Below are 24,910 nucleotides of genomic sequence, written 5' to 3'. Positions count from 1 at the left end.
CCTTAAGTGCAGAAAAAAGTGCCACTTGGGTAACCTAATTTAATGAGAGTATCATGTTGATTGCATTAGCCATTATTGGCGGATTTATAATTTTAACCTTCGGCGCAGAAGCCTTAGTACGTGGTGCAAGTGCTGTTGCATTACGCTTAGGTATCGCACCATTAATCATTGGTTTAACCATTGTCGCCTTTGGTACTAGCGCACCAGAGTTAGCCGTAAGTGTAAAATCGGCTTTAGCGGGTAATCCTGGTATAGCACTTGGCAACGTGGTGGGTTCAAACATTGTCAACATTGGCTTAATCTTAGCGATCACCGCCCTCATCAGACCGATAAAAATCCAATCGCAAATGGTGAAGCGTGATATTCCATTAATGATTGGCGCTTCTATTTTAGTGTGGTTCCTGCTACTTGACGGTATTGTCAGCTTTATCGACGGCGCAATTTTATTCAGCCTGCTGGTCGGTTATTTGGTCTTCAGTTATATCAGCTCAAAAAATGAGCCTGAAGAGCTGGATATTGATACTACACCGCAAAATCCATTGCTTTCAATCGGCCTTATTGCTGTGGGTATCACTATGTTAGTCGGCGGCGGCATACTGTTTGTCGATGGCGCAGTAGACCTTGCCAAATTGTTTGGTATTAGCGAAGTCATTATCGGTTTAACCATTGTGGCTATTGGTACCAGCATGCCTGAACTAGTCACCTCAGTGATGGCTGCGTTAAAGGGGCAAAGCGATATCGCTATCGGTAACGTTGTAGGATCTAACATCTTCAACGTCTTGGGTATATTAGGCGCTACGGCTTTAATACACCCGGTATCGGCTGAGGGCTTTAACCAGGTAGACTTTATTGCGATGATTATTTTTGCCATCTTAGTGCTACCATTTGCCTGGAGCGGCTTGCGTATTGGCCGTCGTGAAGGCGCGGTATTGCTTGCAGGCTATATTGGGTATACCAGCTATTTGATTTCTCAAGTGGTGTAATTACTGGCCTTTTAAATTCAATATTGATAGCCCTGAATACGCAGTATTTGGGGCTTTTTCTTTTTTACGCGTCATGATGACAATTGTCACATCCTATTGATGACCTTTGTCGCTAACATCAGTTTGGCACTATCGACATACTAAGCCTATCCCAACACCTTGCTTGGGCTTAGATATACGGATATAGCCATGAAATCATTATTTTTAGTTACTAGTTTAGCCTTTGTTAGCCACGCCGCTTCGGCCAGTATTGAGCAAATTGATATTGCTGCAAATACCATGAACATCACTCATCTTACGCAATACAGCACCGACGCAGTAGACTATGAAAAAGCCTACGCTAACTACCGATTGACTATTACCGCCAATATTGTTGGTCAAATTGAACTGGCAGCACAATCACTCAATAGTGCCCAACTGACACTTGAAGCCTTACTTAATAGTCAGGCTAGCGCAGACACTCAGGCACTTTTGGCTGCGGTGTACGGTATGCAAATCGCCTTAGATAATAGCAAAGGTGCTGAATACGGAATGAAAACCGCAATCTTGTTAAAGCAGGCCAGCCAACTTGAACCACAAAATCCTCGGGTTAGCTTAGTCAAAGCTATAAATGCCTTTTACACTCCTAGCCTCTTTGGCGGCGGGCTGGATAAAACAAAATTACTCGCAAGTCAGGCCATAGAGCAATTTAATCTGCCCTGTGACACATTTTGTTGGGGCCATGCAGAAGCCTATACCTGGCGAGGATTAGCCAAGCAACAACAAGGTGATTTAGTGGGGGCCAAACAAGATTGGCAAACGGCTCTGACCATTGATGATCAGTACGGCTGGGCCACATTCTTGCTTAATCAGCAATCAACTGTGCAGTAACAGCCTCATTTTGTGGCTGAACTATTTGGCAGTATCAAGGTGGTGATTGGCATCATCTTGAGGTAGCTTATTGATAACGGATAAAGCGACTCAATTGTGTCGCATAAGGAAATTAAAATGCACGACGCAATTTTAAATACCCCTAAGGCTGAAAAAAGCTACGAGCAAAAAACCTCTTGGGTTTATTTGCTTAATCTAGGATTTTATTTTATTCCGTTGTTTTTTATGCAAGGACAATGGGTCAATATCACCATTGCGTTAGCGCTACTTATTCCCTTTATTGGCGGCTATTTTTGGGCTTATAACAGCACCACAGAAAACGCCATTTACCCTATCAGCTTAATGCTGGCCTGTGCAATCATCGGCTCGCCTTTTACCTCAGGTACCATTTCATTGTTCTCTTTTGTGTGCTTTTTTATTGGCTTTTTTTATCCATTAAAAACCACAGTGATGAGTTTTATCTGTATTTGTATTTTACTTTTTGCCTTAAATGGCGTGGTCGATACGGTTGGATATTATTTTGCATTTTACGGTATGGGGATCAGCATAGGTGTTGGGGCATTTGGGGTCATTGAGCAAAATCGTCAGCGTATTAAACGCCAACAAAAACGATCGCAAGATGAAATTGCCAGCTTAGCCACAGCATTAGAGCGTGAACGTATCGCCCGCGATTTACATGACATCATGGGGCATAATTTATCTTCCATAGCTTTAAAAGCTGAATTAGCTAGTAAACTTCTGATAGCTAATCAAACCGATCAGGCTCAAATTCAACTAAATCAATTATCCGATATTGCCCGTGAAAGCTTAAGTCAAATTCGTCAAACCGTATCGAATTACAAACATAAGGGACTGAGTGCCTGCTTGCCTGCATTAAGCCAATCTTTACGCGATAAAGGCATGGAAGTCATCATCGAGGGGGAAACGCCAGTATTAGCTGAATTAGCGGAATCGCAACTGGCATTAATTCTGACCGAGTTATTTCATAACTGCTTAAAACACAGTACTGCTGAACGTGTGCAATTAACCTTTAGTGATGAGTCAACTGAAAACATTATTACCTTTACTCAAAATACTCGGGTGAATAATGTAATTGAAGGCAATGGATTAAAAGGGATCAGGGAGCGTATTGGATTACTTAATGGCAGCATAAACTACCAGTGTTCACCCGAGTTTAGCCTGACAATTTGTTTACCAAAACAACCTAATTAACAGGAAGGATGATGAAGATATTACTGGCCGAAGACCAAGCCATGATCCGCGGTGCGTTAGTGGCATTATTAACCCTAGCCCAAAATGAACTGACCTACGCAGGTCATTTTGAAATTATCGCGGTTGAAGACGGGGAGCAAGCCATTAATGCCTTAAAAAAGCAGCACTTTGATTTGCTACTCACAGATATTGAAATGCCCCATAAAACCGGTTTAGATTTAAGCCAATGGCTACAATCCAATGACTCCAACACAAAAGTGATTATTTTAACCACCTTTGGTCGAGCCGGTTACATCAAGCGCGCCCTTGAATATGGCGTAAATGGCTTTTTACTTAAAGATGCTCCCTCAGACGATTTAATCAAAGCTATCAAGCAAGTTGTGGCGGGCAAACGTGTCATAGATGCAGAACTGGCTTTTACTGCCATTGGCGAGATTGACCCGCTTAATGACAAAGAACGTCATGCACTTAGACTAGCAAGTGAAGGAAAATCGACCATTGATATTGCCAAAATCCTCTTCATTGCCGAAGGCACTGTGAGAAATTATTTATCCGAAGCCATTAGTAAATTGAACGCCAGCAACCGAATAGATGCCGCAAGAATCGCCAAACAAAAGGGTTGGCTATAAAACCCTGAACACATTCAGCGGCATAATATTGCCTTAGGAACAATCTCTGCTAGTATAGACAAAACACATGTATATATTTACAGTGTTATTTCAATAAGCGAATTGGAGTAAGTTGCATTTGTTGCGTTTAGATTTAGTGCCCATTACTGAATTAAAAGGTGTGGCCAAAAAAGTGGCTGAGAAGCTACATAAATTAGGCATAAAAACAGTGCAAGATGTGCTGTTTCACTTACCCTTACGCTACGAAGACCGTACCCAAATTTATCCTATCGCCACCTTAGCTTTTGGCAGTTACGGTACCATAGAAGCACAGGTGCAATCGACCCAAATTATTCAGGGTCGCCGCCGAATGCTAATCTGCAATGTTCGTGATGATACCGGCCCGATGACCCTGCGCTTTTTTAATTTTTCAATGGCACAACGCAGCGCCATGCAACAGGGCGCAATGATCAGAGCTTATGGTGAAATTCGCCGCGGCAACCACCATGCTGAAATTGTGCACCCTGAGTATAAAATGATCCAAGCAGGCGATGAGGCCAGCTTAAGCGACACCTTAACGCCCATCTATCCAACAACCGAAGGGTTAAAACAGGCAAGCTGGATAAAGCTTACCGATCAAGCATTATTAATGCTCAACCAAGGTGGATTAACTGAACTTATCCCCGCAAACTTACAACCGAATAATCTAAGCCTGCCCCAGGCCTTAATGATACTGCATCGACCCGATAAAAACGTCGACCCACACGTACTGGAGCAAGGCGATCACCCTGCACAACAACGCTTGGTGCTAGAAGAGTTACTGGCTCACAATTTAAGCATGCTGCAGTTAAGACAAAAGTCTCGACGTGATAATGCGGTTTCTCTGTCAGCAAGCGGGCAATTGCTCAATCCATTCTTGCAACATTTACCCTTCAAACCCACTGCAGCTCAACAGCGCGTGGTTGCTGAAATACGCCAAGACTTACACCAAGCTCACCCAATGATGCGTTTAGTTCAAGGTGATGTTGGCTCTGGTAAAACCTTGGTTGCCGCTATGGCGGCGCTGCAAGCAATAGAAAACGGTTACCAAGTTGCCATGATGGCCCCAACAGAGCTATTAGCAGAGCAACATGCAACTAATTTTGCACAATGGTTTGAGCCACTTGGATTAAAAGTGGCTTGGTTGGCCGGAAAACTTAAAGGCAAAGCCAGATCCCAATCGTTAACCGATATCGCCTCTGGGGCAGCTCAGATGGTCATTGGAACCCATGCAATATTTCAAGAAGCGGTACAATTTCATAAACTTGCCCTGATTATTATCGATGAGCAACATAGATTTGGCGTACATCAACGCTTAGGGCTACGCGAAAAAGGCGTGCATCAAGGATTTCATCCACACCAACTGATCATGACCGCAACTCCCATACCACGAACACTGGCCATGACAGCCTACGCTGACCTTGATACCTCTATTATTGATGAACTACCGCCAGGTCGAACCCCTGTGAGCACAGTGGCGGTATCCGATAGCCGCCGTCAGGATGTCATTGAGCGCGTAAGGCTAGCCGCACTGCAGGATAATCGCCAAGCTTATTGGGTATGTACCTTGATTGAAGAATCTGAAGTGCTGGAGTGTCAGGCAGCAGAAGATACCGCAGCGGAACTCACAGAGATACTGGCCGAATTAAAAGTTGGGTTAGTACATGGGCGAATGAAAAGCGCAGAAAAGCAAGCCATCATGGCACAATTTAAAGCAGGTGAAATACATCTTCTTGTGGCAACCACAGTGATTGAGGTTGGCGTAGATGTTCCCAATGCCAGCTTAATGATTATTGAAAACCCAGAACGTTTAGGGCTAGCACAGCTGCACCAGTTACGTGGACGGGTTGGTCGTGGGGCGATAGCCAGCCACTGCGTGCTGTTATATAAAGCCCCCTTATCGCAAACAGCAACCAAACGTTTAGGGGTATTGCGAGACAGTAATGATGGCTTTGTTATAGCCCAAAAAGATCTTGAAATTCGAGGTCCAGGCGAGGTACTAGGCACGAAACAAACTGGTCTTGCTGAATTAAAAATTGCTGATTTAGTCCGAGATCAATACTTGATCCCCAGCATTCAAAAATTGGCGGTTCATATAAATCAGCAGGTTCCTGAAAATGTCGCTCCTATCATTCAGCGATGGCTAGGTGATCGCCAGCAGTATGTACAAGCATAAAAGATGATTTTTTATTTATATTTCAACCCTCCTATAGACAAGCAAGTGTAATCTTGCACAATGTACAGTGTATTATTGATTTTAATATTCAGGATCACCAGCTTTAACAGCTAAGGAACGACAATGCAGGTTAATAAAGAAGATCGCGCAACCCCAGCACCCACTCAAGAGCCTAAATCAGGTTCCAATAAAACGGTTATTGGTGTAGTGGTCGTTGCACTTATTGCGGCGGCGGGTTACTTCAGTATGAGCGGTGATGATTCAGCTGAAATCGAGCCAATAATTCCAACACCCGTTCAGTTACCTGAACCAGTCCCTATGAATCCAATTGAGCAAGCGCCAATTGAAGAGCCTGCTATTGAGGAATCTATCACCTCATCTGATGTTGTTCCATTAGGTGAGCCCGAAGCACCTGCAGCTATTTTCGAGCCTTTACCTGCGTTAGCTGAATCAGATGATTTTGTGGCTAAAAAAGCCCTTACTGTCGCCAGTGGAATGAAAATTGAACCACTCATTTTGAAAAAAGATATGGCGCGTCAATTTGTGGTATTTATTGATAACCTAGCTCAGGGTGAGTTGATCCGTAAAGCCAGCCCGATGAAAGGTCCTGACAATAAATTTACCACCAGCGAAATCACTAATAAAACTTATTTAAACCCAGATAGTTATCACCGTTATGATATTTATGCTGATTTTGTCAGTGGTTTAAACGATCAAGAATTAGCGGCAACCTATCGCGAGCTAAAACCCTTGTTTGAAGAGGCGTTTGCCGAATTAGGCTATACCGACACCAGCTTTGATGCTCGCATGCAACAGGCCTTTAAAATGATTGCCGATGCGCCAATCGTTGAAGACCCTATTGAGTTAACCTCGATTTCAGTTAATTACAAATATGTCGATGTCAACTTAGAGGCTTTACCTAATGCCCAAAAGCTTTTGGTCAGAATGGGACCAGAAAATACCCGTAAGATTAAAAATGCCGTAAAACGTTTACAGCCTTTACTGCCAAACTAAAAGCATCACATCTGTCACTTTTATCATAGAGTGGCCATCAAACAAGCAGCGGAAATGCCATCATCGACGCTGCTTTTTTATGCCTTTTACCCTGTTTTAAGCCTCATGATTTAGTGTACAATTGCGCAGTTAATTTTGAGCATTGCTTACGCTATACAGGCAGCCAACATTAACTCTTAGATAAGGACAGCTAGGCAACAATGAGGCAATGTAATGCAGTTAGCATTTGATATTTTATCTTGGGGTGCATGGACACCCGACTTTCAAACAAAAGAGAGTTGGTTAAATTGGCAATCTCCTAATCAAAATGCTGAGCCTAACTCTGTAGCTCCTGCATTACCCGATATACCCGCGATGCAACGTCGTCGTTTTAGCCGATTAACTAAAATGATGCTTCACGTTGCTTTTGAATGTCAGGCGCAACCCAATACCCGAAGCGTATTTGCATCGCGCCATGGTGAACTCAGTCGCACCATAGGTTTGCTTGAAGATGTTATTGCCAGGCAACCACTTTCTCCTATGGCCTTCAGTCAATCGGTACATAATACTGGCAGTGGTATCTATGGTATCGTCAGTGGTAATACCGCAAGCTCCACATCCATTGCCGCTGGGGCACAAAGTTTGCCTCAGGTACTTATTGAAACCTACGGTCAACTTGTGGCAAACCCCACACCAGTACTACTGGTGTTTGCAGATGAACCTGTGCCACCTGTGTATAACGAGTTTATCAATGAGGTCGAATTATCGATTAGCCTCGGCGTATTACTCACCTTAGCATCGGATACTCCTAGACCAGAAAGGATAGCCCGGTTAACACTGACAGATACAAATAACCTGCAGACTTCAGACTCTGCTATCAGTTTAAGCCAACTCATTCACCATCTTGCCAGCAGCAATGCACTGCAAGGCAAAATGTGTCAATGGCATTGGACGTTAACCCACCATGTCTAGCGCCAAGCCAACTCCCCCGCCAGCCCCCAAATTGTCTGGCGTTGCTTATATTCCAAGATGGTTCGGTGGTGTTTGTTGCTATTTGATATTTGGCTTAGGTGGCTTAATCAGCTCACTAACCATTATGCCTGTTCTGCGTTTTTGGCCAGGCTCATACGCCGTTAAAGTCTCGCGAGTACAGCGTTTTGTCAGTTGGATGTTTCGTGGTTTTGTCGCCATGTTAACCTTTGCTGGTGTAATAAAGGTCAACCAAACACAGATTAAGCAGCTTAATAACATAACAGGAACAATAGTTGTCGCTAATCATCCCACTTTGGTGGATGTGGTGGTGCTAATTAGCTTAATGCCCAATGTCGGATGCGTGGTAAAGCAAACCTTGTGGCGCAACCCGTTTATTCGCGGGGTATTATCCTCTGCTGGATATATACCCAATCGAGGGGCGGCACTTTTACTGGAGGATTGCGCTCAGGTGCTATCTCGCGGCACCAATTTAATTATTTTCCCTGAAGGCACCCGCACTGTCACAGGCAGTATCATTAACCCTTTTGCCCGTGGTGCAGCCAATATTGCCCTGCGCACCCGCAGCAATATTTTACCTGTTATCCTGCGAACCGATGTAGCTGGATTAACCAAACAACAACCATGGTATGAAATTCCGCAACAAACGATTAATATGTCGGTTGAAGTCGGTGATATTTTTGCCTACCAAACTTACCGTCAACTCGATAGCGGCGAAGCAAAGCTCGCGAGACAGATGACGCGTGAGCTGGAACAGTTTTACAAAACACAATTAGTACACCCGATCCCGTTTTAGATATTAGCAACCATAAGAATAGAAAATGACCACGTTAAATAATGACATCAAACAACTCATCATTGATTGTTTAGATCTTGAAGATATCACAGTAGATGATATCGAAACCGATGCGCCTCTTTTTGGTGAAGGCTTAGGTTTAGATTCAATTGACGCTTTAGAATTAGGGTTAGCCATTAAAAAACAATTTGATGTAAAAATTGAAGCGAACTCTGATGCCACCAAAGCTCACTTTTACAGTGTGGCAAGTTTGGCAAGTTTTATCGAGTCTCAGCGAGTTTAGGAGCCAACATGCAAAGCCGTGAACAAATTTATGACATGCTCTGTGGCATTTTAGTAGATGAATTTGAAATTGACCGTGAAGACATTAATTTAGATGCATCACTCTACCAAGACTTAGATTTAGACAGCATTGATGCCGTAGATTTAGTGATTAAACTGCAACAACTGACAGGTAAAAAGATACAACCTGAAGAGTTTAAAGCCGTGCGAAGTGTCAGTGATGTTGTCGATGCCATTGATGGATTAATGAAACAATAATGAAACGCATATTGCAGGTGCTGTCTGCTTTAGCGGTGATGGGATATCCTCTTGCTGTCTACTTCGGCCTGCAATTATTGCCCAGCGGCGTGATTGCCATAGTGCTATGTGGTTTATTAATTACGCGACTGTCATTAAGTCGGCAACAATTAAAACCTATGCTAGCACCATTGATAGTGGGGATAGCCTTAACGGCAGCCAGCTTTATTGCTAAACGCCATGACTGGTTATTGTATTACCCTGTGGTTATTAATCTCAGCATGTTAGCTTTATTTGGCCATTCATTGAAATATGGCCCCTGCATGATTGAACGTCTAGCTAAATTGAAAGAGCCCGATTTACCACCTGAGGCTACACCTTATCTTGTTAAAGTAACCCTGATTTGGTGTCTGTTTTTTGTTTTAAATGGGTTCATGGCGCTGTATACCGCACTTGCAACAAGCATAGAAACATGGACCTTATATAACGGCTTTATTGCATATCTATTAATGGGCACGTTATTGGGTGGTGAATGGCTATATCGTACTTTATGGTTGAAAAAACATGGATAATTTATTACTTACTTGGCTTAAAACAGGGCCAAATACCCAGCAATTAATCAGTTTTAATCATCACGATATTATGCCAAGCAATCGCTTTTGTGCTCAGGTGGCTTATCTTTATCAGCAGTTACACGCAGAGCCTGCAAAACGTTGGTTACTTGCCGCCAAGCAAAGCGATTTATTTGCCGCCGGCCTTTGCGCAGGATTATTAGCAGGTAAAACCATTATTTTGCCCGCGAACACCCAAGCAGGGACGATATCTGAGCTCAATCATCAATTTGATGCCGTGATTGCTGACGTGCCTGTTTGCGAAGTAAGAACCTTTATTCCCCTGACCACCGAAATAACCCCGCCTGTTGCAAAGTGGCCCAAAAGTGAACGCTTAGGTGAGTTAATTCTATTTACCTCGGGAAGTAGCGGCGAACCCAAAGCGGTGCGCAAAACAATTGAACAGCTTGATGCTGAAGTCAGTACGTTAGAGCATACCTTTGCCGAGCAATTACCACATTGCTCGGTTGTGTCTACGGTTTCGCATCAACACATTTATGGTTTATTGTTCAAAATTTTATGGCCTTTGGCGGCCAATCGACCTTTTCTGAGTGAGCAAATTGAATACCCAGAAACCCTAAGCTACTACTTAGCCATCATGCCAAACCTATGTCTAATCAGTAGCCCAGCACAACTTTCACGCTTACCTGATGCTTTAGAAAATCAGTTACAGCATCGCCACCCTAGCTTGATTTTCAGCTCTGGCGGACCACTGAGTTTTCAAGCTGCTACTGATATTGAGCAGTGTTATCGTCAAGTGCCAATCGAAATTTTCGGCAGTACAGAAACAGGTGGCATTGCCTATCGACGTCAACACATGGCGAATGAACCTTGGCAAGTGTTCAGCCCCGTCAGTATCAAGCAAGACCCAGTCGATGGCGCATTATGTATTAAATCGGCTTATTTAGAGCAAGATAACCAATGGCATAAGTGTGATGACAGCATTGAGCTGATTAATGCGCAGCAATTTACCTTGCTTAATCGACTCGACCGTATAGTAAAAGTTGAAGAAAAACGCATTTCCATGGTGCAGATGGAACAGTTACTGCGCTCACATCCTTTAGTGGAAGATGCCGCTGTCGCTATGCTCACCAAGCCTCGTCAAATGCTAGGCGCGATTGTAACCTTAACTGATGAAGGTAAAGCTTTACTGGCAACAGAAGGTAAACTCGCGGTTAATAACCGCATTAAAAAGCATTTATTAAGCCAATTTGAGCGAGTGACACTTCCAAGGCGTTGGCGTTACCCTGATGTGATCCCTCAAAATTCGGAAGGAAAACGAGTCCAATCTGAACTGGTCTCGTTATTAAAAAAACATGATTAAATCTGTATTACCGCAAATCATTAGTGCCCATCAGCAAGAAGACACCATTACTTGGCATATTTTTGTGGATGCCAGTTTAGACTTTTTTAAAGGCCACTTTCCTGAGCAGGCCGTATTACCAGGTGTCACACAGTTAGATTGGGCGGTGCAGTTAGGTTGCAAGGCATTTGGTTACGAGCCAAAAGTTGCAAGCCTTGAGGTATTAAAGTTTCAACAACTGTTGCTGCCAAACAGTCAGGTTGAACTCACCATTAATCACAATAAAGATAAAGCCAGACTCACGTTTCAGTATGCCAACGGTGATAAACGCTATGCATCAGGGCGCATAATGTTCACCCCCAATGTTTCAGGAAACAACTCATGAAACTGGCGTTAATTATTCCCAATTACAATCATCATCTTGAGATTGAAAATACCCTTGCTGCATTAGCACAATTTAACCTACCTTGTTATTTAATTGATGATGGTAGCCAAGATGAGACCCGCTATGTGCTACAAGCCATGGCAGATAAATTTGCTTGGGTCACGTTAATTCATCACCCTTTTAATCGCGGTAAAGGCGCTGCGGTGATCACTGGGCTGAGAGCGGCTTTTGCCGATGGTTTTAGCCACGCTTTGCAAGTTGATGCCGATGGCCAACATAACCTTACGGATATTCCACTGATGATTGCGGCTGCGGAGTCAAATCCATTAGCCCTCATTTCAGGTAAGCCGGAATACGATGAATCTGTGCCTAAAGGACGATTATACGGCCGCTACATCACCCATTTCTGGGTGTGGATTGAAACCTTAAGTTTTGACATTCAAGATTCCATGTGTGGTTTTCGCATTTATCCCCTTGGGGCAACTGAGCAGCTTTTTAAAACTGACTCCCTTGGCGAACGAATGGATTTCGATATCGAAGTCATGGTTAAGTTGCATTGGCAAAAAACGCCTATTATTCAGCTGCCCACTAAAGTGATTTACCCTGAAAATGGTATTAGCCACTTCCAAGGCTTACAAGACAACGTTCGCATCAGTTGGATGCACACTCGATTATTTTTTGGCATGCTAAGCAGGCTCCCCCAAAGACTATTGCAGCGCAATAACCAGCAACATTGGTCAACGATGCAAGAGCGTGGCAGTTACTGGGGCATAAAGTTACTGGCACAAAGCTATCGATTTGGCGGCCATTGGTTATGCCGCGCCATCATGTATCCGGTAATTGGTTATTTCTTTTTAACGGGCGGAAGTGCGCGTAAAGCCTCGATGGCGTTTTTACAGCGAGTTAAGCAAATTAACCCACATCATACCGATTTGGCGGCCAAACTAAGCTGGCGGGACAGCCTGCGACATTTTATCGCCTTTGGTAACGCAGCGTTAGATAGAATCGATGCTTGGTGCGACAGGATTAAACTGAGCGAAGTTGATTTTGCCGACAGACACTTACTTGCTGATCAAATAGACACAGGCAAAGGTGCCGTGTTGCTAGTATCGCATTTAGGTAATTTAGAATTGTGTCGCGCGATATCTATCCACCAGCAAAAAGTGAAAGTGAATGTCATGGTGCTAACAAGCCATGCTGAAAACTTCAATAAAGTATTGCAGCAACTTAACCCACAAAGCACGTTAAATTTAATCCAAGTTAATGAGCTAGATCCCAGCACAGCCATGCTGTTACAACAAAAAATACAGCAAGGTGAATTGGTCGTGATTGCCGCCGATCGAACGTCTTCAAGCAGTCAAGGACGAGTCGTCAACTTGCCCTTTTTAGGTGAACCCGCTCCTTTCCCGCAAGGGCCATTCATTTTGGCCAGTTTGCTGGATTGCCCTGTCTTTACTATGTTCTGTATTCGTCAAAATGGCCGCTATCAAGTGCATGTTAAACACCTAGCCAATACCTTAAAAGGCCCCAGAAAAGCACGAGCAGAGCGACTCACTGAAGCCATGACTGAATACAGTCAACGCTTAGCGTATTTCGCACAGCTAGCTCCATTACAATGGTTTAATTTTTATGATTTTTGGCGTGATGATGACAAAAGCATACGCCAATCAGCCCCAGCAAAGCAGGAACAATAACTCGATGACGCATTCGATCTCACAACCCAACACCGTTCATTTAGGTCATGTGGATTTTTATCAAGGTCAACTCAGCATTGAGCAAGTGGTTGCCATTGCTAAAGGGGCAAAGGTTAAATTGAATAACAGCCCTGAATACCAGCACTACATTGAAAAAGGCGCACGTTTTATTGATAGCCTGTTACATGAAGAAGGTGTGGTTTATGGGGTGACTACAGGTTATGGCGACTCTTGCACTGTTAATGTCAGCTTAGAATTGGTGCACGAATTACCGCTGCATTTATCCCGTTTTCATGGTTGTGGCTTAGGTGATATATTAAGCCCTGTTCAAGCTCGCGCAGTAATGGCATGTCGCTTGAATTCATTGGCAGTAGGAAAATCAGGTGTCAGTTATGCCTTACTGCAACGTATCGAATGGTTACTGAATAATGATATTACTCCAGTCATCCCAGAAGAAGGCTCTGTCGGTGCCAGTGGTGATTTAACCCCATTATCTTATCTTGCTGCTGTATTAATTGGTGAGCGGGATGTGATGTATCAAGGTCAACGCCAACCGACAAGCGCGGTTTATCAGGCTTTGGGGATTACCCCGCTAAAACTTCGCCCCAAAGAAGGTTTAGCCTTAATGAACGGCACTGCGGTGATGACCGCTTTAGCCTGTTTGGCATATGATCGCGCCCAATATTTATCGCGTTTATCTAGCCGGATCACCGCAATGGCTTCATTAACGTTAAAAGGCAATTCAAACCATTTTGATGAGATTCTGTTTGCCGCTAAACCGCACCCAGGCCAAGTCCAAGTTGCCAGCTGGATACGCGAAGATTTAAACCATCATACGCATCCGCGAAACTCAGACCGCCTACAAGACCGTTATTCAATCCGCTGTGCACCGCACATCATTGGGGTATTGCAAGATGCATTACCTTTTATGCGCCAGTTTATTGAAACTGAGTTAAACAGCGCCAACGATAACCCTATTGTGGATGCAGAGGGCGAACATATTCTGCACGGCGGCCATTTTTATGGTGGCCATATCGCTTTTGTTATGGACTCGATGAAAAACACCATCGCCAATATTGCCGATTTAATTGATCGCCAAATGGCATTAGTGATGGACACCAAATTTAATAACGGCTTGCCGGCTAACCTTTCGGCCGCAACCGGTGAGCGTCGCGCCATCAATCATGGTTTTAAAGCGGTACAAATTGGCGTGTCAGCCTGGACAGCTGAAGCACTCAAAAACACCATGCCCGCCAGTGTGTTTTCTCGTTCCACTGAATGTCACAATCAGGATAAAGTGAGCATGGGCACCATTGCCGCCCGTGATTGCATGCGGATATTACAGCTGACTGAGCAGGTTGCGGCAGCCGCATTATTGGCCATGAGTCAAGGTATCCAATTACGCATTAGCCAAAATGAGTTAGATATTAATAGTCTGACACCATCACTCGCGAAAACCCTTGCCCAGGTTAGCGAAGACTTTGAGTTACTCGTTGAAGATCGACCATTAGAAGCTGTATTGCGTCAAACCGTTGCCAAAATACAGCAAGGTGAATGGGAGGTCTGTTAATGAAAGGCATACTCAGCATTGAAATGGACATGGTGATCCCTTTCCACGATGTGGACTCGATGGGCATCACCTGGCATGGTAATTACCTGCGCTACTTTGAGGTGGCGCGTTGCAAGCTATTAGATAAACTTGACTATAACTACCGTCAAATGCAAGCTTCTGGGTTTGCTTGGCCCGTGGTAGACCTACAGATTAAGTATGTTAAAAGCAGCAGTTTTGATCAGCTTATTACCGTTAAAGCCAGTATTGTTGAGTGGGAAAATCGTTTAAAAATCAATTACCAAATTATTGATACCCACACAGGTCAACGCATCACTAAGGGCTATACCATTCAAGCTGCGGTGGATATGGCTACCCAAGAACTGTGCTTTATCACCCCTAACGTCTTTCAAGACAAAATCAAACCCTGGCTTACCGCTAATGAATAAACCAAACCGTGTGGCACGCTGGATTAACAAGCTTATAGTCATTATGCAGTCTGGCCTATTGGCACTCTTTCTGTTGCTATTAATTGCCCAGTTGACGCCATCACAGGCGGCTGAAGTCATTCACGCGCAAACAGCGCAGACTGTAGACAAATCGTCATTAGTTACCCCAGCTGATTTAGTAAAAGTGTTCCAACACCCTGCCAGTACACAAAATTTACAGCAACTGGCTAACAGAGTGTCTTTAACACACGAAAATACTCAAGGCCTTTTCGAGCAAACACGCCATTTAGCGGTTTTAAACCGACCATTAACCAGCCATGGCACTTTTGCATTTAATCCTAATTTGGGTATGGTTTGGCATCAACAGTCCCCCTTTGTCACCACCATGGTGATGCACAAACAACAGCTAACCACCATAGATAGCAATGGTAATATTACGCACTCTGCCGCTAAAAGCGCACAAGCTGCTAATCCGCTAATGCAGCAAGTTCCCCAGTTAATGCAACATTTACTCAGCGGTGATTTGATGGCATTACAAGATGATTTTTCGATGTTTTATCTTTCATCCGATGCCAATAGCACCGAGTTATGGACCTTAGGCTTACTCGCAAAAGATCCACTTTTACAACAAGCATTAGGTAAACTTATCATTCAAGGTCAACCGCAAATCAATCGCATTGTGATGTTAAATCAAGCATCGACTCAGCAAGCTGATCGCCTTGATATCACCGACATTCTATTCAAACAGGTAAATTATCTGCCAATAAGCAGAGAAAATGCCGCCTGGTTCGATATGCTGACCTCACCTAGCGCCAAAGAAAATTCCAGCCCAGTGAAGACGCAATAATGACGCGAAAGCCCGTAAAAAGTCACCTCATTTCAGCCAAATGGCGTTTTGCTATCTGGTGTCTGCTATTTAGCAGTGTGGTGATCTATGGGATAAATTTATGGCAATCTGGCGCAAAAGTGCAAAGTGATATTTTGGCAATGCTGCCGCACCTACAGCAGGATGAATTAACCCGGAATGCACTTCAGCAAGTGGAAAATCGTTTAGCCAATCAGGTCTATGTTGCCATTGTGTCTTCGCAAAAAGATACCGCGATTAACGCAGCACAAACATTGATGAGTCAACTTCAACAAGACCCACATCAAGCATTTAGCCAGGTTACCAGTGCGTCTAATGGCAATATGAATGCTTTGGGTAAATGGTACTTTGACCATCGCTTTAAACTGCTAACGGCAGATCAGCAAGATGCACTCGCCACCAAGCAACTTGATGGTTTAATCGCTAAAGCGCAGCAACAACTTTACAGTGCATTTGGCATCGCCAATAGCCAATTGATTAGCCAGGATCCTTTACTGCTGTTTAGCGATAACATGCTGGCATTAACTTCGTCATCATCACTGCGCCAAGAACAAGGTATTTTATTCAATCAACAAGCTAATCAAACCGCAGCAATTGTTATTGCTAAGGGAGCACAAAGTGCCTTTAACCCCAATGCACAACAGCAACAATTAGCCGCTCTCAACCATGCCTTTGCGGCCATTGATGGAGGGGATGTGCAGATTTTAAAAGCTGGAGCCTTATTCCACGCCCAAGCCGCTACCGAATCAGCCAAGCAAGAAATTACCTTTATTGGCGGACTGTCGCTCATTGGGGTAGTGATCTTGGTCTGGCTAGGATTTCGCACCTTAATGCCCCTGCATTTAGCCTTGCTCACCTTATCAAGTGGCTTTGTGTTGGCGTTAGTCGCCACCTTGAGTTTATTCAATGAATTGCATCTACTGACGCTAGTGTTTGGTACCAGCCTTATCGGAATTGCCATCGATTATAGTTTTCATTTTTACTGTGAGAAGCTCAACCACCCACAACACAATGCTAATCAGATCATTGATGATATTTTGCCCGCCATGACACTTGCTTTGGCCACCAGCTCGCTAGCCTTTATCGGTATAGGCTTTACGCCGTTTCCCGGTATGCAACAAGTGGCGGTATTTTGTGCCGCTGGCTTATTCGGTGCTTACATCACCTTAGTATTGGCTTTTCCACTGCTGGCTAATAAACCCTTAAAGCCATCAAATGCCCTAAGCTGGGCACAATATTATTTACACTTAGTGGCAAAGATATCCGCTAAACCCGGCGTCAATTGGACGGGGTTTTGTGTCATAGGATTAGTGAGTTTCACTGGGCTTTTGCAGTTACAACATAACGATGACATTCGGCATTTACAACAAAGTCCACAGCAGATCACCGATGAAGAAAACCAACTCAGACACTGGCTCAGTGGTGGCACGGATAATCAATTTATTTTGGTCAGTGCCGCTAATGAAACCGACCTGTTAGAAGCCTTGCATCAACTGGCCTCCACTTTAGAACTGGCTGTTAACCAAGATGAGTTAACGCATTTTTTTAGCCTAGCGAGCTTGTTACCCAGTCTTTCGCAGCAACAAAAAAACTATCAATTACAGGGACTGATTTATCAGCAACACTTACCCGAGATTATTGATCAGTTAGGATTAAATGATGTCAGCGGTTTATTAAATCAATCGCTGCAGACGGCCTACATTCAAGCACAACCCGCCAATTTAACGCCAGATGGGTTACTCGCGCTTGGTGACAGTGCATTGAAAGACCTATGGCTAACGTCAGAGAACAAAGGAGCCGTTGGGGCGATAGTGCTACTAACTGGCATCAACAACCTAGATGGGTTAACAAAGCGTATTAATCACACTCAGCTAAACGATGCTAAGGTTAAACTGGTCGATAAAGTAGGCGACATTTCCAATTTGATGGGCCAATATCGCCAATTTACCTTGATGCTGCTATTGGGTGTGTTGATCATTGCTAGTGTGATTTTTTGCATCAAATACCCGATAAAATTAGCTCTGGCCGTTATCGGAGTGCCTACGCTGGCGATTATCTTAACACTAAGTAGTTTAGGGATATTGGCTTCTCCATTTAGCCTATTTCATGCACTGGCGCTCATTTTAGTACTAGGAATTGGCATAGACTACAGCTTGTTTTTTGCCGAGGCGAAACGCACTAGCCGAGGGGTGATGATGGCGATATTTATGTCGGCTTGCTCAACCTTACTTGCCTTTGGTTTATTAGCCTTTAGCCAAACCAACGCTATCCACTTTTTTGGTTTAACCCTATTACTGGGGATAGGCTATACCTTTTTACTTGCCCCCTTTATGACATTGATAACAAGGAAAACGCATTAACATGCACAGCGAATCGTTAAATTCAATCAACAACTTGGACGTTGATGTTGCCATTATTGGCGCAGGCCCTTCTGGCGCAATAGCCGCCAGCCTACTGCATCAACAAGGTAAAAAAGTGTTGGTGTTAGAAAAGCAGTATTTCCCTCGATTTTCAATTGGCGAAAGCTTATTGCCTTGTTGTATGCAATTTATTAAACAAGCGGGAATGTTAGATGCGGTTGAACAAGCCGGATTTCAGTTTAAAGACGGCGCGGCATTTCGTTACCAAGATCAGTACACTACCTTCAACTTTACCGACAAATTTACTGCAGGTCCTGGCACGACATTTCAAGTACAGCGCGGACAATTTGATAAACTTCTGGCTGATACTGCCGCGCAACAAGGCGTTAGCATTCATTACGGCCATACAGTGACCCAAGTCGATTTAAATGCCGAGCCAGTGTTACATGTTACCGATGACAATGGCTGCGCATATCAAGTCAACGCCAAATTTATTCTCGATGCTAGCGGTTTTGGCCGCGTTTTACCGCGTTTACTGAACCTTGAAAAACCGTCAAATTTACCTTCACGCAGTGCTATCTTTACCCATATCGAAGACAATATTGATGATCCCACATTCGACCGCAACAAGATTCTGATCAGTGTGCATCCACAGCATAAAGATATTTGGTACTGGTTGATCCCATTCAGCAATAACCGCTGCTCCATTGGTGTAGTAGGTGAACCCCATTTACTGCAACATCTTGAAGGCACTTTAGAACAGCAATTATTCGCTATTGTGAATGAAGAATCTGGCCTGAAACGTTTACTGGCAAATGCAAAAATTGTTCAAGAATGTGCGACCTTAAAAGGCTACTCTGCCAATGTCAGCACCCTAGCAACCAACAAATTTGCCCTACTTGGCAATGCTGGAGAGTTTTTGGACCCGGTATTTTCTTCTGGTGTAACCATTGCGATGCAATCTGCCGCCATGGCCGTTGAAAGCTTATTAAAACAATTAGAGGGTGAAACAGTCGATTGGCAACAAGACTATGCTGAACCTTTGATGAAAGGGGTGAATACCTTTAGAACTTATGTTCAAGCTTGGTATGACGGCCGTTTTCAGGACGTGATTTTTTACCAGCAAGGCAACCCTAAGATCAAACAGATGATCTGTTCAATTTTAGCTGGCTATGCCTGGGATGCAGACAATCCCTTTGTGGCTGAGTCGGAACGACGCTTAAATACCATCGTCGCCTTATGTCGTGAAACTGCGGCATGACTTGTATCATTGGTGCGCCAATCTCAATGGGATCGGATAGGGACTCAATAACCCGCACCATCAACCTAAGATCAATCATAAATTAATGATAAAGACTCAATACCATAGCTATCGCTTACAACTCTTATGTGGATTGCTACTAAGTTTCTTATTACTTAGCGGTTGTAGCCAGCAATTGCAGCGGCAAACCTGTGTGGCTCTGACAGAGGGGGTTAGCTACTGCTTAGCGCCAGTTAGCACGCAAGTTGAACAGGGCACACATAGCCAAACAGTGCAATTTAGCCATGATGGACAATCACATCAATTAATTACTGAGCTACAAATTGATCAATATACTATGACCTTGGTTGGTCTGGCTCCATTGGGCCAGCCACTGTTCACCATAGTCTACGATGGAAACAACTTAATTAGTCAGCAAAGCAGTTTGCTTGGTGAAGCATTTAAAGCAGAATATCTGATGGCAATTTTACAGTTAGTGTATTGGCCAACAGAGGAAGTTAATCAACATTTGTCGTCAGGTAGCTGGCAGCAACAAGCTTGTCTGTCGGCATTATGCCGTCAACTCACGCAAGATAATGTAATATTGCACGCTGAATATAGCCAAAATAACCCTTGGCAAGCAGCTATCAACATTAACATCACCCAAGCCGATGTGCAGATTAGGATTCAAGCGTTACAATAAGCGCAACAACTGAATCGCCAATAGACATAAACAACGCTGAAGATAAAAACATGACAGGTATAGGCATCACACACATAGGATTGTGTACTCCGCTAGGCAATAGCGCAGAGTCCGTGTTAAGCAAATTATTGCAAGGCGATACTAGCGCGATGCAATGGCGTGACGATTTATTATTTGAAAAATCGACACTCGTTGGCGTAGTGAACAATGATGTCCTGCTGGATATTCCAGAACATTTACAGGAGTTTTCCTGTCGCAATAACCGATTACTTCATACCGCAGCTATGCAGATCAATGCTGAGGTACAAAGCGCAAAACAGTCCTATGGAGCCAAACGGATTGGCGTGATCTTAGGCACTAGCACGTCGGGGATTTCAAAGGGCGAAACCGCATTAAGGTATCGTGCTGAACACGGCTGTTTTCCGCCTAATTATCATTATTCGCAACAGGAATTGGGCAGCACCAGTTTTTATTTACAAAAACTATTTGAACTTGAAGGCCCCTGTTACACCATTTCAACCGCCTGCTCTTCCAGCGCAAAAGTCTTTGCTGCAGCCAAACGTTTATTACAAGCAGACCTTTGCGATATGGTGATTGTTGGCGGAGCTGACAGTTTGTGCCAACTCACCTTAAACGGATTTAGCGCACTAGAATCTGTCTCATCAGGGCAGTGTAATCCGTTTAGTGTTAATCGCGATGGTATAAATATCGGTGAAGGAGCGGTCCTTTTTACCCTTGAAAAAAAATCCGCCCAAGTCATGCTGGTTGGCGTAGGCGAATCCGCCGATGCACATCATATATCAGCGCCACACCCGCAAGGTTGCGGTGCAATAGCGGCAATGGAACAAGCAATTGCTGATGCCAATATCAGCATAAACGACATCGATTATATTAATTTACATGGTACAGCCACCCCTAAAAATGATGCGATGGAGTCGCGCGCTGTAGCGGCGCTCTTTAACGGTACAATTCCACCTTGTAGCTCGACAAAACCTTTGGTTGGCCACCTACTTGGTGCTGCTGGGGCGATTGAGGCCGCATTTTGTTATTTAATATTAAGTGACCTCAATATTCATCAAGCCTTGCCACCGCAATTATGGGATGGACAAGCTGATCCTAATGATCCCAGCCTACCTTTAGTCAGCCCAGGGCAAACCGCCACGAAACTTCGCTATTTAATGAGTAATTCATTTGCATTTGGCGGCAGCAATGCCAGCATAATTTTTGCCAAACAACCTCAACAAGGTCAGAGTTAATGACAACCGCGACGCCTGAATTATTAGCACGCCCGATAAGCGACTTTATACCGCACCGTGCCCCAATGATTTTAATTGACAGTATTACTCGTCATCAGCCAGACAGTTTGATCACCCAAACACAGATTAGTCCGCAAAGTGCATACTTTGACGAAACACAGCAAGGGGTGCCTAATTACGTTGGCATTGAATATATGGCCCAGAGCATTGCTGCTCTGGCTGGGGTTGAGGCAATACTGCAAGGACAACCTATTAAGGTAGGTTTTTTATTGGGTAGCCGTAAACTGCAAATGCATCAGCACTTATTTGCCCTTGGACACACCTACCACACGCACGTGACTCGCTTATATCAAGAGGAGTCTGGCTTAGCCGTGTTTGATTGTCAGATATTTCATCAAAATACATTAATGGCGCAAGCCAACGTGAACGTCTTTCAACCTGACGATAGTCATTCGTATATCAAAGACAGTCATAGCGCTTAACGTTTTGGAGAACCACATTGAATAAAAGAGTTTTAATCACGGGTTCAAGCCGTGGCATAGGTAAAGCCATTGCCCTAAAGCTTGCCGCTGCAGGCTATGATATCGCCTTACATTTTCACAGTAATCTGCAAGCCGCGACTGACACCCAAACAGAATTAGTCGCCTGTGGCATTAACGTCAGTTTATTACAATTTGATGTTGCTGATCGCCCTGCAGTTAAGCACGCTATTGAGCAAGATATTGCTGAACATGGAGCGTATTATGGCGTGGTTTTAAATGCTGGAATTACTCGCGACACTGCCTTTCCTGCGATGACAGAACAGGAATGGGATAGCGTCATCCATACTAACTTAGATGGTTTTTATAACGTGGTCCATCCCACGGTAATGCCCATGGTTCAAAACCGTAAAGGCGGTCGCATTATCACCCTAGCATCAGTATCAGGCATCGCAGGTAACCGTGGACAGGTGAATTACAGCGCCTCCAAAGCGGGGATCATTGGTGCAACTAAGGCCTTATCTTTAGAATTAGCGAAGCGAAAAATCACCGTCAATTGTATCGCACCAGGTTTAATTGAAACCGATATGGTCAATGATTTCCCCAAAGAAATGGTCGATCAAATCGTGCCCATGAAACGCATGGGCAAACCCAATGAAATCGCTGGTCTAGCGCTGTTTTTGTTATCAGAGGATGCAGCCTACATCACCCGTCAGGTTATTTCTGTTAACGGAGGCATGATATGAGCCGTCGAGTCGTCATTACAGGTATTGGCGGGATCTCTGCCTTAGGCGATAGCTGGCCAAGTATTAAAGCCAGCTTACTCGCGCAAAAAAACTGCGTTATTCGTATGGATGAATGGGACAGATACCCTGACTTAAACACGCGTTTAGCGGCACCAGTCACTGATTTTGTTACCCCAAGCCATTATCCCCGTAAAAAAATCCGCTCAATGGGCCGCGTATCCTTAATGGCAACTCGCGCCAGTGAACTAGCGCTAGAAGATGCCAACCTACTTGAACATCCAATACTCACCTCTGGTGAAACGGGTGTCGCGTATGGCTCTTCTACCGGAAGCACTGATCCCATAGTGGGCTTTGGCGATATGCTAAAAACCGGCAATATGACAGGCCTGACGGCCACAAGCTATATCCGCATGATGGCCCATACTACGGCGGTCAATATCGGGGTATTTTTTGGTCTAAAGGGACGAATTCATACCACAAGTAGTGCCTGTACCTCTGCCAGCCAAGGCATTGGTTACGCCTATGAGGCTATAAAATATGGTCACCAAACGGTAATGTTAGCCGGCGGTGGCGAAGAACTTTGCCCAACGGAAGCCGTGGTATTTGATACCTTATTTGCCACCAGCACTCAAAATGACACTCCCGCCTTAACGCCAAGCCCATTTGATAAACATCGTGACGGCTTAGTCATAGGCGAAGGTGCGTGTACCTTAATACTGGAAGAGTTAGAGCACGCCAAAGTACGTGGCGCGAAAATCTATGCCGAATTGGTCGGGTTTGGCACAAACTCGGATGGCTTACACGTTACTCAACCTAATGCGCAAACCATGGAAATTGCTATTCGCTTAGCCCTAAAAGATGCGCAACTCAATGCAAATGACATTGGCTATGTTAATGCACATGGCACTGCTACCGACAGAGGCGATGTGGCTGAAACGAGTGCAACTCATGCCGTATTTGGCAGCACAATGCCTATCTCATCACTAAAAAGTTACACCGGCCATACTCTCGGTGCCTGCGGTGCATTAGAAGCCTGGGCCAGTATTCAAATGATGAATGAAAATTGGTTCGCACCCACGTTAAACTTGACAGAAATAGACCCTGAGTGTGCCCCGTTAGATTACATTCGTGGCGATATCAGAACACTGGAAACCCATTATGTGATGAGTAATAATTTTGCATTTGGTGGTATTAATACCTCATTAATTTTTAAACGCTGGCAAGAATGCGCTAAATAACACCTAGCCCATAAGGATATGAAATGAAGAAAATTGCATTAAGCTTGTTAATTGCAAGCTGCTTACTGACACCATATGGCTTTAGTCAAGATTACACCCAAGAAGAATATCAACAAATTTTTCAAGACGGGGATCAGCAGAAACAACAGTTGGCGCTTGAATCTTTGATTTTATCCGGTCTCAGTGATCCAAGTTTATTTGATATGATTGAAGCTAAACTCAATGCCAGCTTGCCACTTGCGACCCAAAAACATCCAATAGAATACTCTTCTTGGTTAGCCAAAGGATTAGGCTATTCAGGTAATGATAAGTATCGTGCCAGCCTGCAAGCCATTGTGAACGGCGATTACCATAAAAAACTGCGTAAATACGCCCAAGAAGGACTCAAAAACCTAGACCAATTTGCCATTTGGAACCCTATCCTAAATGACCAAAGTCAGTATGATGCTATGCAACCTCAGCAGTTAAATGTGCTAGCCAATGCGTTGGCAAGCAATGATTTAGAATTGAAACGCATGGCAGCCAAACACATTGCGGCAAAACGAGTCTATGCTGAGTTCATACTAGAAAAATTAGCCAGCCAACTCACCAGCTTAGATTTACTCAAGCAGGATAAGCTATCAATAGATACCTATGCTTGGATTGCTAAGGCTTTAGCGTCATCGGGCAATGAAAAATTTAAACCTGTTATCGCGCATCTTGCTGAAACCGCACCAGAGAAAAAACTGCGTAAATACGCGGCAAAATATATCAAATCATATTACTAAGTTTTGCAACTTGTGATGAACAGCTTAAAAAAATGCGACTACTCAGTTTTTAGCAGTCGCATTTTTATTGTTTTGCTAT

General features: G+C 44.1%; 25 protein-coding genes. All 25 read left to right on the top strand.

What is annotated here, in order from left to right; genetic code table 11:
• Window positions 1-53: 53 nt before the first annotated feature.
• The 25 genes from IEY03_RS12740 (at window position 54) to IEY03_RS12620 (ending at window position 24,831) form a co-directional block, all read left to right on the top strand.
• Window positions 54-983 (top strand): calcium/sodium antiporter, encoded by a 930-nt coding sequence (locus tag IEY03_RS12740; RefSeq protein WP_188842268.1) that lies wholly within the window; start codon window positions 54-56, stop codon window positions 981-983.
• A gap of 189 nt (window positions 984-1,172) precedes the next feature.
• Window positions 1,173-1,853: a hypothetical protein gene (locus IEY03_RS12735; RefSeq protein ID WP_188842266.1), complete on the top strand. Its 681-nt coding sequence runs from the start codon at window positions 1,173-1,175 to the stop codon at window positions 1,851-1,853.
• A gap of 117 nt (window positions 1,854-1,970) precedes the next feature.
• Complete coding sequence (locus IEY03_RS12730; protein WP_188842264.1) at window positions 1,971-3,065, top strand: sensor histidine kinase; 1,095 nt, start codon at window positions 1,971-1,973, stop codon at window positions 3,063-3,065.
• An 11-nt stretch (window positions 3,066-3,076) separates the two neighbouring features.
• Entirely contained in the window at window positions 3,077-3,694 is a 618-nt protein-coding gene (locus tag IEY03_RS12725; protein ID WP_188842262.1) for a response regulator transcription factor, read from the top strand.
• Window positions 3,695-3,812: 118 nt separating this feature from the next.
• Complete coding sequence (recG, locus tag IEY03_RS12720) at window positions 3,813-5,888, top strand: ATP-dependent DNA helicase RecG (protein ID WP_188842427.1); 2,076 nt, start codon at window positions 3,813-3,815, stop codon at window positions 5,886-5,888.
• A 123-nt stretch (window positions 5,889-6,011) separates the two neighbouring features.
• Entirely contained in the window at window positions 6,012-6,902 is an 891-nt protein-coding gene (locus tag IEY03_RS12715; RefSeq protein WP_188842260.1) for a DUF3014 domain-containing protein, read from the top strand.
• A gap of 213 nt (window positions 6,903-7,115) precedes the next feature.
• Window positions 7,116-7,853, top strand: coding sequence for a beta-ketoacyl synthase chain length factor (locus IEY03_RS12710; RefSeq protein ID WP_188842258.1), 738 nt, complete (start codon window positions 7,116-7,118; stop codon window positions 7,851-7,853).
• On the top strand, window positions 7,846-8,667 hold the full coding sequence (locus tag IEY03_RS12705; RefSeq protein ID WP_188842256.1) for a lysophospholipid acyltransferase family protein: 822 nt from the start codon (window positions 7,846-7,848) through the stop codon (window positions 8,665-8,667). The genes IEY03_RS12710 and IEY03_RS12705 overlap by 8 nt, the downstream gene beginning before the upstream one ends.
• Before the next feature lie 25 nt (window positions 8,668-8,692).
• Window positions 8,693-8,950, top strand: a complete 258-nt coding sequence (locus IEY03_RS12700; protein ID WP_188842254.1) for a phosphopantetheine-binding protein — start codon at window positions 8,693-8,695, stop codon at window positions 8,948-8,950.
• Between the two features lie 8 nt (window positions 8,951-8,958).
• On the top strand, window positions 8,959-9,207 hold the full coding sequence (locus tag IEY03_RS12695; RefSeq protein WP_188842252.1) for an acyl carrier protein: 249 nt from the start codon (window positions 8,959-8,961) through the stop codon (window positions 9,205-9,207).
• Window positions 9,207-9,758, top strand: a complete 552-nt coding sequence (locus tag IEY03_RS12690) for a COG4648 family protein (protein ID WP_188842250.1) — start codon at window positions 9,207-9,209, stop codon at window positions 9,756-9,758. Before IEY03_RS12695 ends, IEY03_RS12690 begins: the two co-directional genes overlap by 1 nt.
• Window positions 9,751-11,121, top strand: a complete 1,371-nt coding sequence (locus IEY03_RS12685) for an AMP-binding protein (protein WP_188842248.1) — start codon at window positions 9,751-9,753, stop codon at window positions 11,119-11,121. The genes IEY03_RS12690 and IEY03_RS12685 overlap by 8 nt, the downstream gene beginning before the upstream one ends.
• Window positions 11,114-11,485, top strand: coding sequence for a 3-hydroxyacyl-ACP dehydratase FabZ family protein (locus IEY03_RS12680; protein ID WP_188842246.1), 372 nt, complete (start codon window positions 11,114-11,116; stop codon window positions 11,483-11,485). Before IEY03_RS12685 ends, IEY03_RS12680 begins: the two co-directional genes overlap by 8 nt.
• Window positions 11,482-13,179: a glycosyltransferase family 2 protein gene (locus IEY03_RS12675; RefSeq protein ID WP_188842244.1), complete on the top strand. Its 1,698-nt coding sequence runs from the start codon at window positions 11,482-11,484 to the stop codon at window positions 13,177-13,179. Before IEY03_RS12680 ends, IEY03_RS12675 begins: the two co-directional genes overlap by 4 nt.
• Before the next feature lie 4 nt (window positions 13,180-13,183).
• Window positions 13,184-14,749 carry an HAL/PAL/TAL family ammonia-lyase gene (locus IEY03_RS12670; RefSeq protein WP_188842242.1) on the top strand — a complete coding sequence of 522 codons (1,566 nt, stop codon included), beginning with the start codon at window positions 13,184-13,186 and terminating at the stop codon, window positions 14,747-14,749.
• Window positions 14,749-15,177, top strand: coding sequence for an acyl-CoA thioesterase (locus IEY03_RS12665; protein ID WP_188842241.1), 429 nt, complete (start codon window positions 14,749-14,751; stop codon window positions 15,175-15,177). Before IEY03_RS12670 ends, IEY03_RS12665 begins: the two co-directional genes overlap by 1 nt.
• Entirely contained in the window at window positions 15,170-16,024 is an 855-nt protein-coding gene (locus tag IEY03_RS12660) for an outer membrane lipoprotein carrier protein LolA (RefSeq protein ID WP_188842239.1), read from the top strand. The genes IEY03_RS12665 and IEY03_RS12660 overlap by 8 nt, the downstream gene beginning before the upstream one ends.
• Window positions 16,024-18,402, top strand: coding sequence for an MMPL family transporter (locus IEY03_RS12655; RefSeq protein ID WP_188842236.1), 2,379 nt, complete (start codon window positions 16,024-16,026; stop codon window positions 18,400-18,402). Before IEY03_RS12660 ends, IEY03_RS12655 begins: the two co-directional genes overlap by 1 nt.
• A gap of 1 nt (window position 18,403) precedes the next feature.
• Window positions 18,404-19,663 carry an NAD(P)/FAD-dependent oxidoreductase gene (locus IEY03_RS12650; RefSeq protein WP_188842234.1) on the top strand — a complete coding sequence of 420 codons (1,260 nt, stop codon included), beginning with the start codon at window positions 18,404-18,406 and terminating at the stop codon, window positions 19,661-19,663.
• Between the two features lie 85 nt (window positions 19,664-19,748).
• Entirely contained in the window at window positions 19,749-20,345 is a 597-nt protein-coding gene (locus tag IEY03_RS12645; protein ID WP_188842231.1) for a DUF3261 domain-containing protein, read from the top strand.
• 50 nt (window positions 20,346-20,395) lie between these two features.
• Window positions 20,396-21,601: a beta-ketoacyl-[acyl-carrier-protein] synthase family protein gene (locus tag IEY03_RS12640; protein ID WP_188842230.1), complete on the top strand. Its 1,206-nt coding sequence runs from the start codon at window positions 20,396-20,398 to the stop codon at window positions 21,599-21,601.
• The gene (locus IEY03_RS12635; RefSeq protein WP_188842228.1) at window positions 21,601-22,083 is read left to right on the top strand and encodes a hotdog family protein; all 483 of its coding nucleotides are present in this window, start codon (window positions 21,601-21,603) and stop codon (window positions 22,081-22,083) included. Before IEY03_RS12640 ends, IEY03_RS12635 begins: the two co-directional genes overlap by 1 nt.
• A 17-nt stretch (window positions 22,084-22,100) precedes the next feature.
• Entirely contained in the window at window positions 22,101-22,826 is a 726-nt protein-coding gene (locus IEY03_RS12630) for a 3-ketoacyl-ACP reductase FabG2 (RefSeq protein ID WP_188842226.1), read from the top strand.
• Window positions 22,823-24,064 carry a beta-ketoacyl-ACP synthase gene (locus IEY03_RS12625; protein WP_188842224.1) on the top strand — a complete coding sequence of 414 codons (1,242 nt, stop codon included), beginning with the start codon at window positions 22,823-22,825 and terminating at the stop codon, window positions 24,062-24,064. The genes IEY03_RS12630 and IEY03_RS12625 overlap by 4 nt, the downstream gene beginning before the upstream one ends.
• A gap of 23 nt (window positions 24,065-24,087) precedes the next feature.
• Entirely contained in the window at window positions 24,088-24,831 is a 744-nt protein-coding gene (locus IEY03_RS12620) for a hypothetical protein (protein ID WP_188842222.1), read from the top strand.
• Window positions 24,832-24,910 lie beyond the last annotated feature (79 nt).

This window comes from Shewanella aestuarii, from assembly GCF_014647215.1.
GTDB classification, from domain to species: Bacteria; Pseudomonadota; Gammaproteobacteria; order Enterobacterales; family Shewanellaceae; genus Shewanella; species Shewanella aestuarii.
This window is presented reverse-complemented; position numbering and strand designations above follow the sequence as displayed.

Coding starts and splice junctions, on each gene's coding strand:
- IEY03_RS12740 (WP_188842268.1), top strand. CDS start 54: ATGTTGATTGCATTAGCCATTATTGGCGGATTTATAATTTTAACCTTC.
- IEY03_RS12735 (WP_188842266.1), top strand. CDS start 1,173: ATGAAATCATTATTTTTAGTTACTAGTTTAGCCTTTGTTAGCCACGCC.
- IEY03_RS12730 (WP_188842264.1), top strand. CDS start 1,971: ATGCACGACGCAATTTTAAATACCCCTAAGGCTGAAAAAAGCTACGAG.
- IEY03_RS12725 (WP_188842262.1), top strand. CDS start 3,077: ATGAAGATATTACTGGCCGAAGACCAAGCCATGATCCGCGGTGCGTTA.
- IEY03_RS12715 (WP_188842260.1), top strand. CDS start 6,012: ATGCAGGTTAATAAAGAAGATCGCGCAACCCCAGCACCCACTCAAGAG.
- IEY03_RS12710 (WP_188842258.1), top strand. CDS start 7,116: ATGCAGTTAGCATTTGATATTTTATCTTGGGGTGCATGGACACCCGAC.
- IEY03_RS12705 (WP_188842256.1), top strand. CDS start 7,846: ATGTCTAGCGCCAAGCCAACTCCCCCGCCAGCCCCCAAATTGTCTGGC.
- IEY03_RS12700 (WP_188842254.1), top strand. CDS start 8,693: ATGACCACGTTAAATAATGACATCAAACAACTCATCATTGATTGTTTA.
- IEY03_RS12695 (WP_188842252.1), top strand. CDS start 8,959: ATGCAAAGCCGTGAACAAATTTATGACATGCTCTGTGGCATTTTAGTA.
- IEY03_RS12690 (WP_188842250.1), top strand. CDS start 9,207: ATGAAACGCATATTGCAGGTGCTGTCTGCTTTAGCGGTGATGGGATAT.
- IEY03_RS12685 (WP_188842248.1), top strand. CDS start 9,751: ATGGATAATTTATTACTTACTTGGCTTAAAACAGGGCCAAATACCCAG.
- IEY03_RS12680 (WP_188842246.1), top strand. CDS start 11,114: ATGATTAAATCTGTATTACCGCAAATCATTAGTGCCCATCAGCAAGAA.
- IEY03_RS12675 (WP_188842244.1), top strand. CDS start 11,482: ATGAAACTGGCGTTAATTATTCCCAATTACAATCATCATCTTGAGATT.
- IEY03_RS12670 (WP_188842242.1), top strand. CDS start 13,184: ATGACGCATTCGATCTCACAACCCAACACCGTTCATTTAGGTCATGTG.
- IEY03_RS12665 (WP_188842241.1), top strand. CDS start 14,749: ATGAAAGGCATACTCAGCATTGAAATGGACATGGTGATCCCTTTCCAC.
- IEY03_RS12660 (WP_188842239.1), top strand. CDS start 15,170: ATGAATAAACCAAACCGTGTGGCACGCTGGATTAACAAGCTTATAGTC.
- IEY03_RS12655 (WP_188842236.1), top strand. CDS start 16,024: ATGACGCGAAAGCCCGTAAAAAGTCACCTCATTTCAGCCAAATGGCGT.
- IEY03_RS12650 (WP_188842234.1), top strand. CDS start 18,404: ATGCACAGCGAATCGTTAAATTCAATCAACAACTTGGACGTTGATGTT.
- IEY03_RS12645 (WP_188842231.1), top strand. CDS start 19,749: ATGATAAAGACTCAATACCATAGCTATCGCTTACAACTCTTATGTGGA.
- IEY03_RS12640 (WP_188842230.1), top strand. CDS start 20,396: ATGACAGGTATAGGCATCACACACATAGGATTGTGTACTCCGCTAGGC.
- IEY03_RS12635 (WP_188842228.1), top strand. CDS start 21,601: ATGACAACCGCGACGCCTGAATTATTAGCACGCCCGATAAGCGACTTT.
- IEY03_RS12625 (WP_188842224.1), top strand. CDS start 22,823: ATGAGCCGTCGAGTCGTCATTACAGGTATTGGCGGGATCTCTGCCTTA.
- IEY03_RS12620 (WP_188842222.1), top strand. CDS start 24,088: ATGAAGAAAATTGCATTAAGCTTGTTAATTGCAAGCTGCTTACTGACA.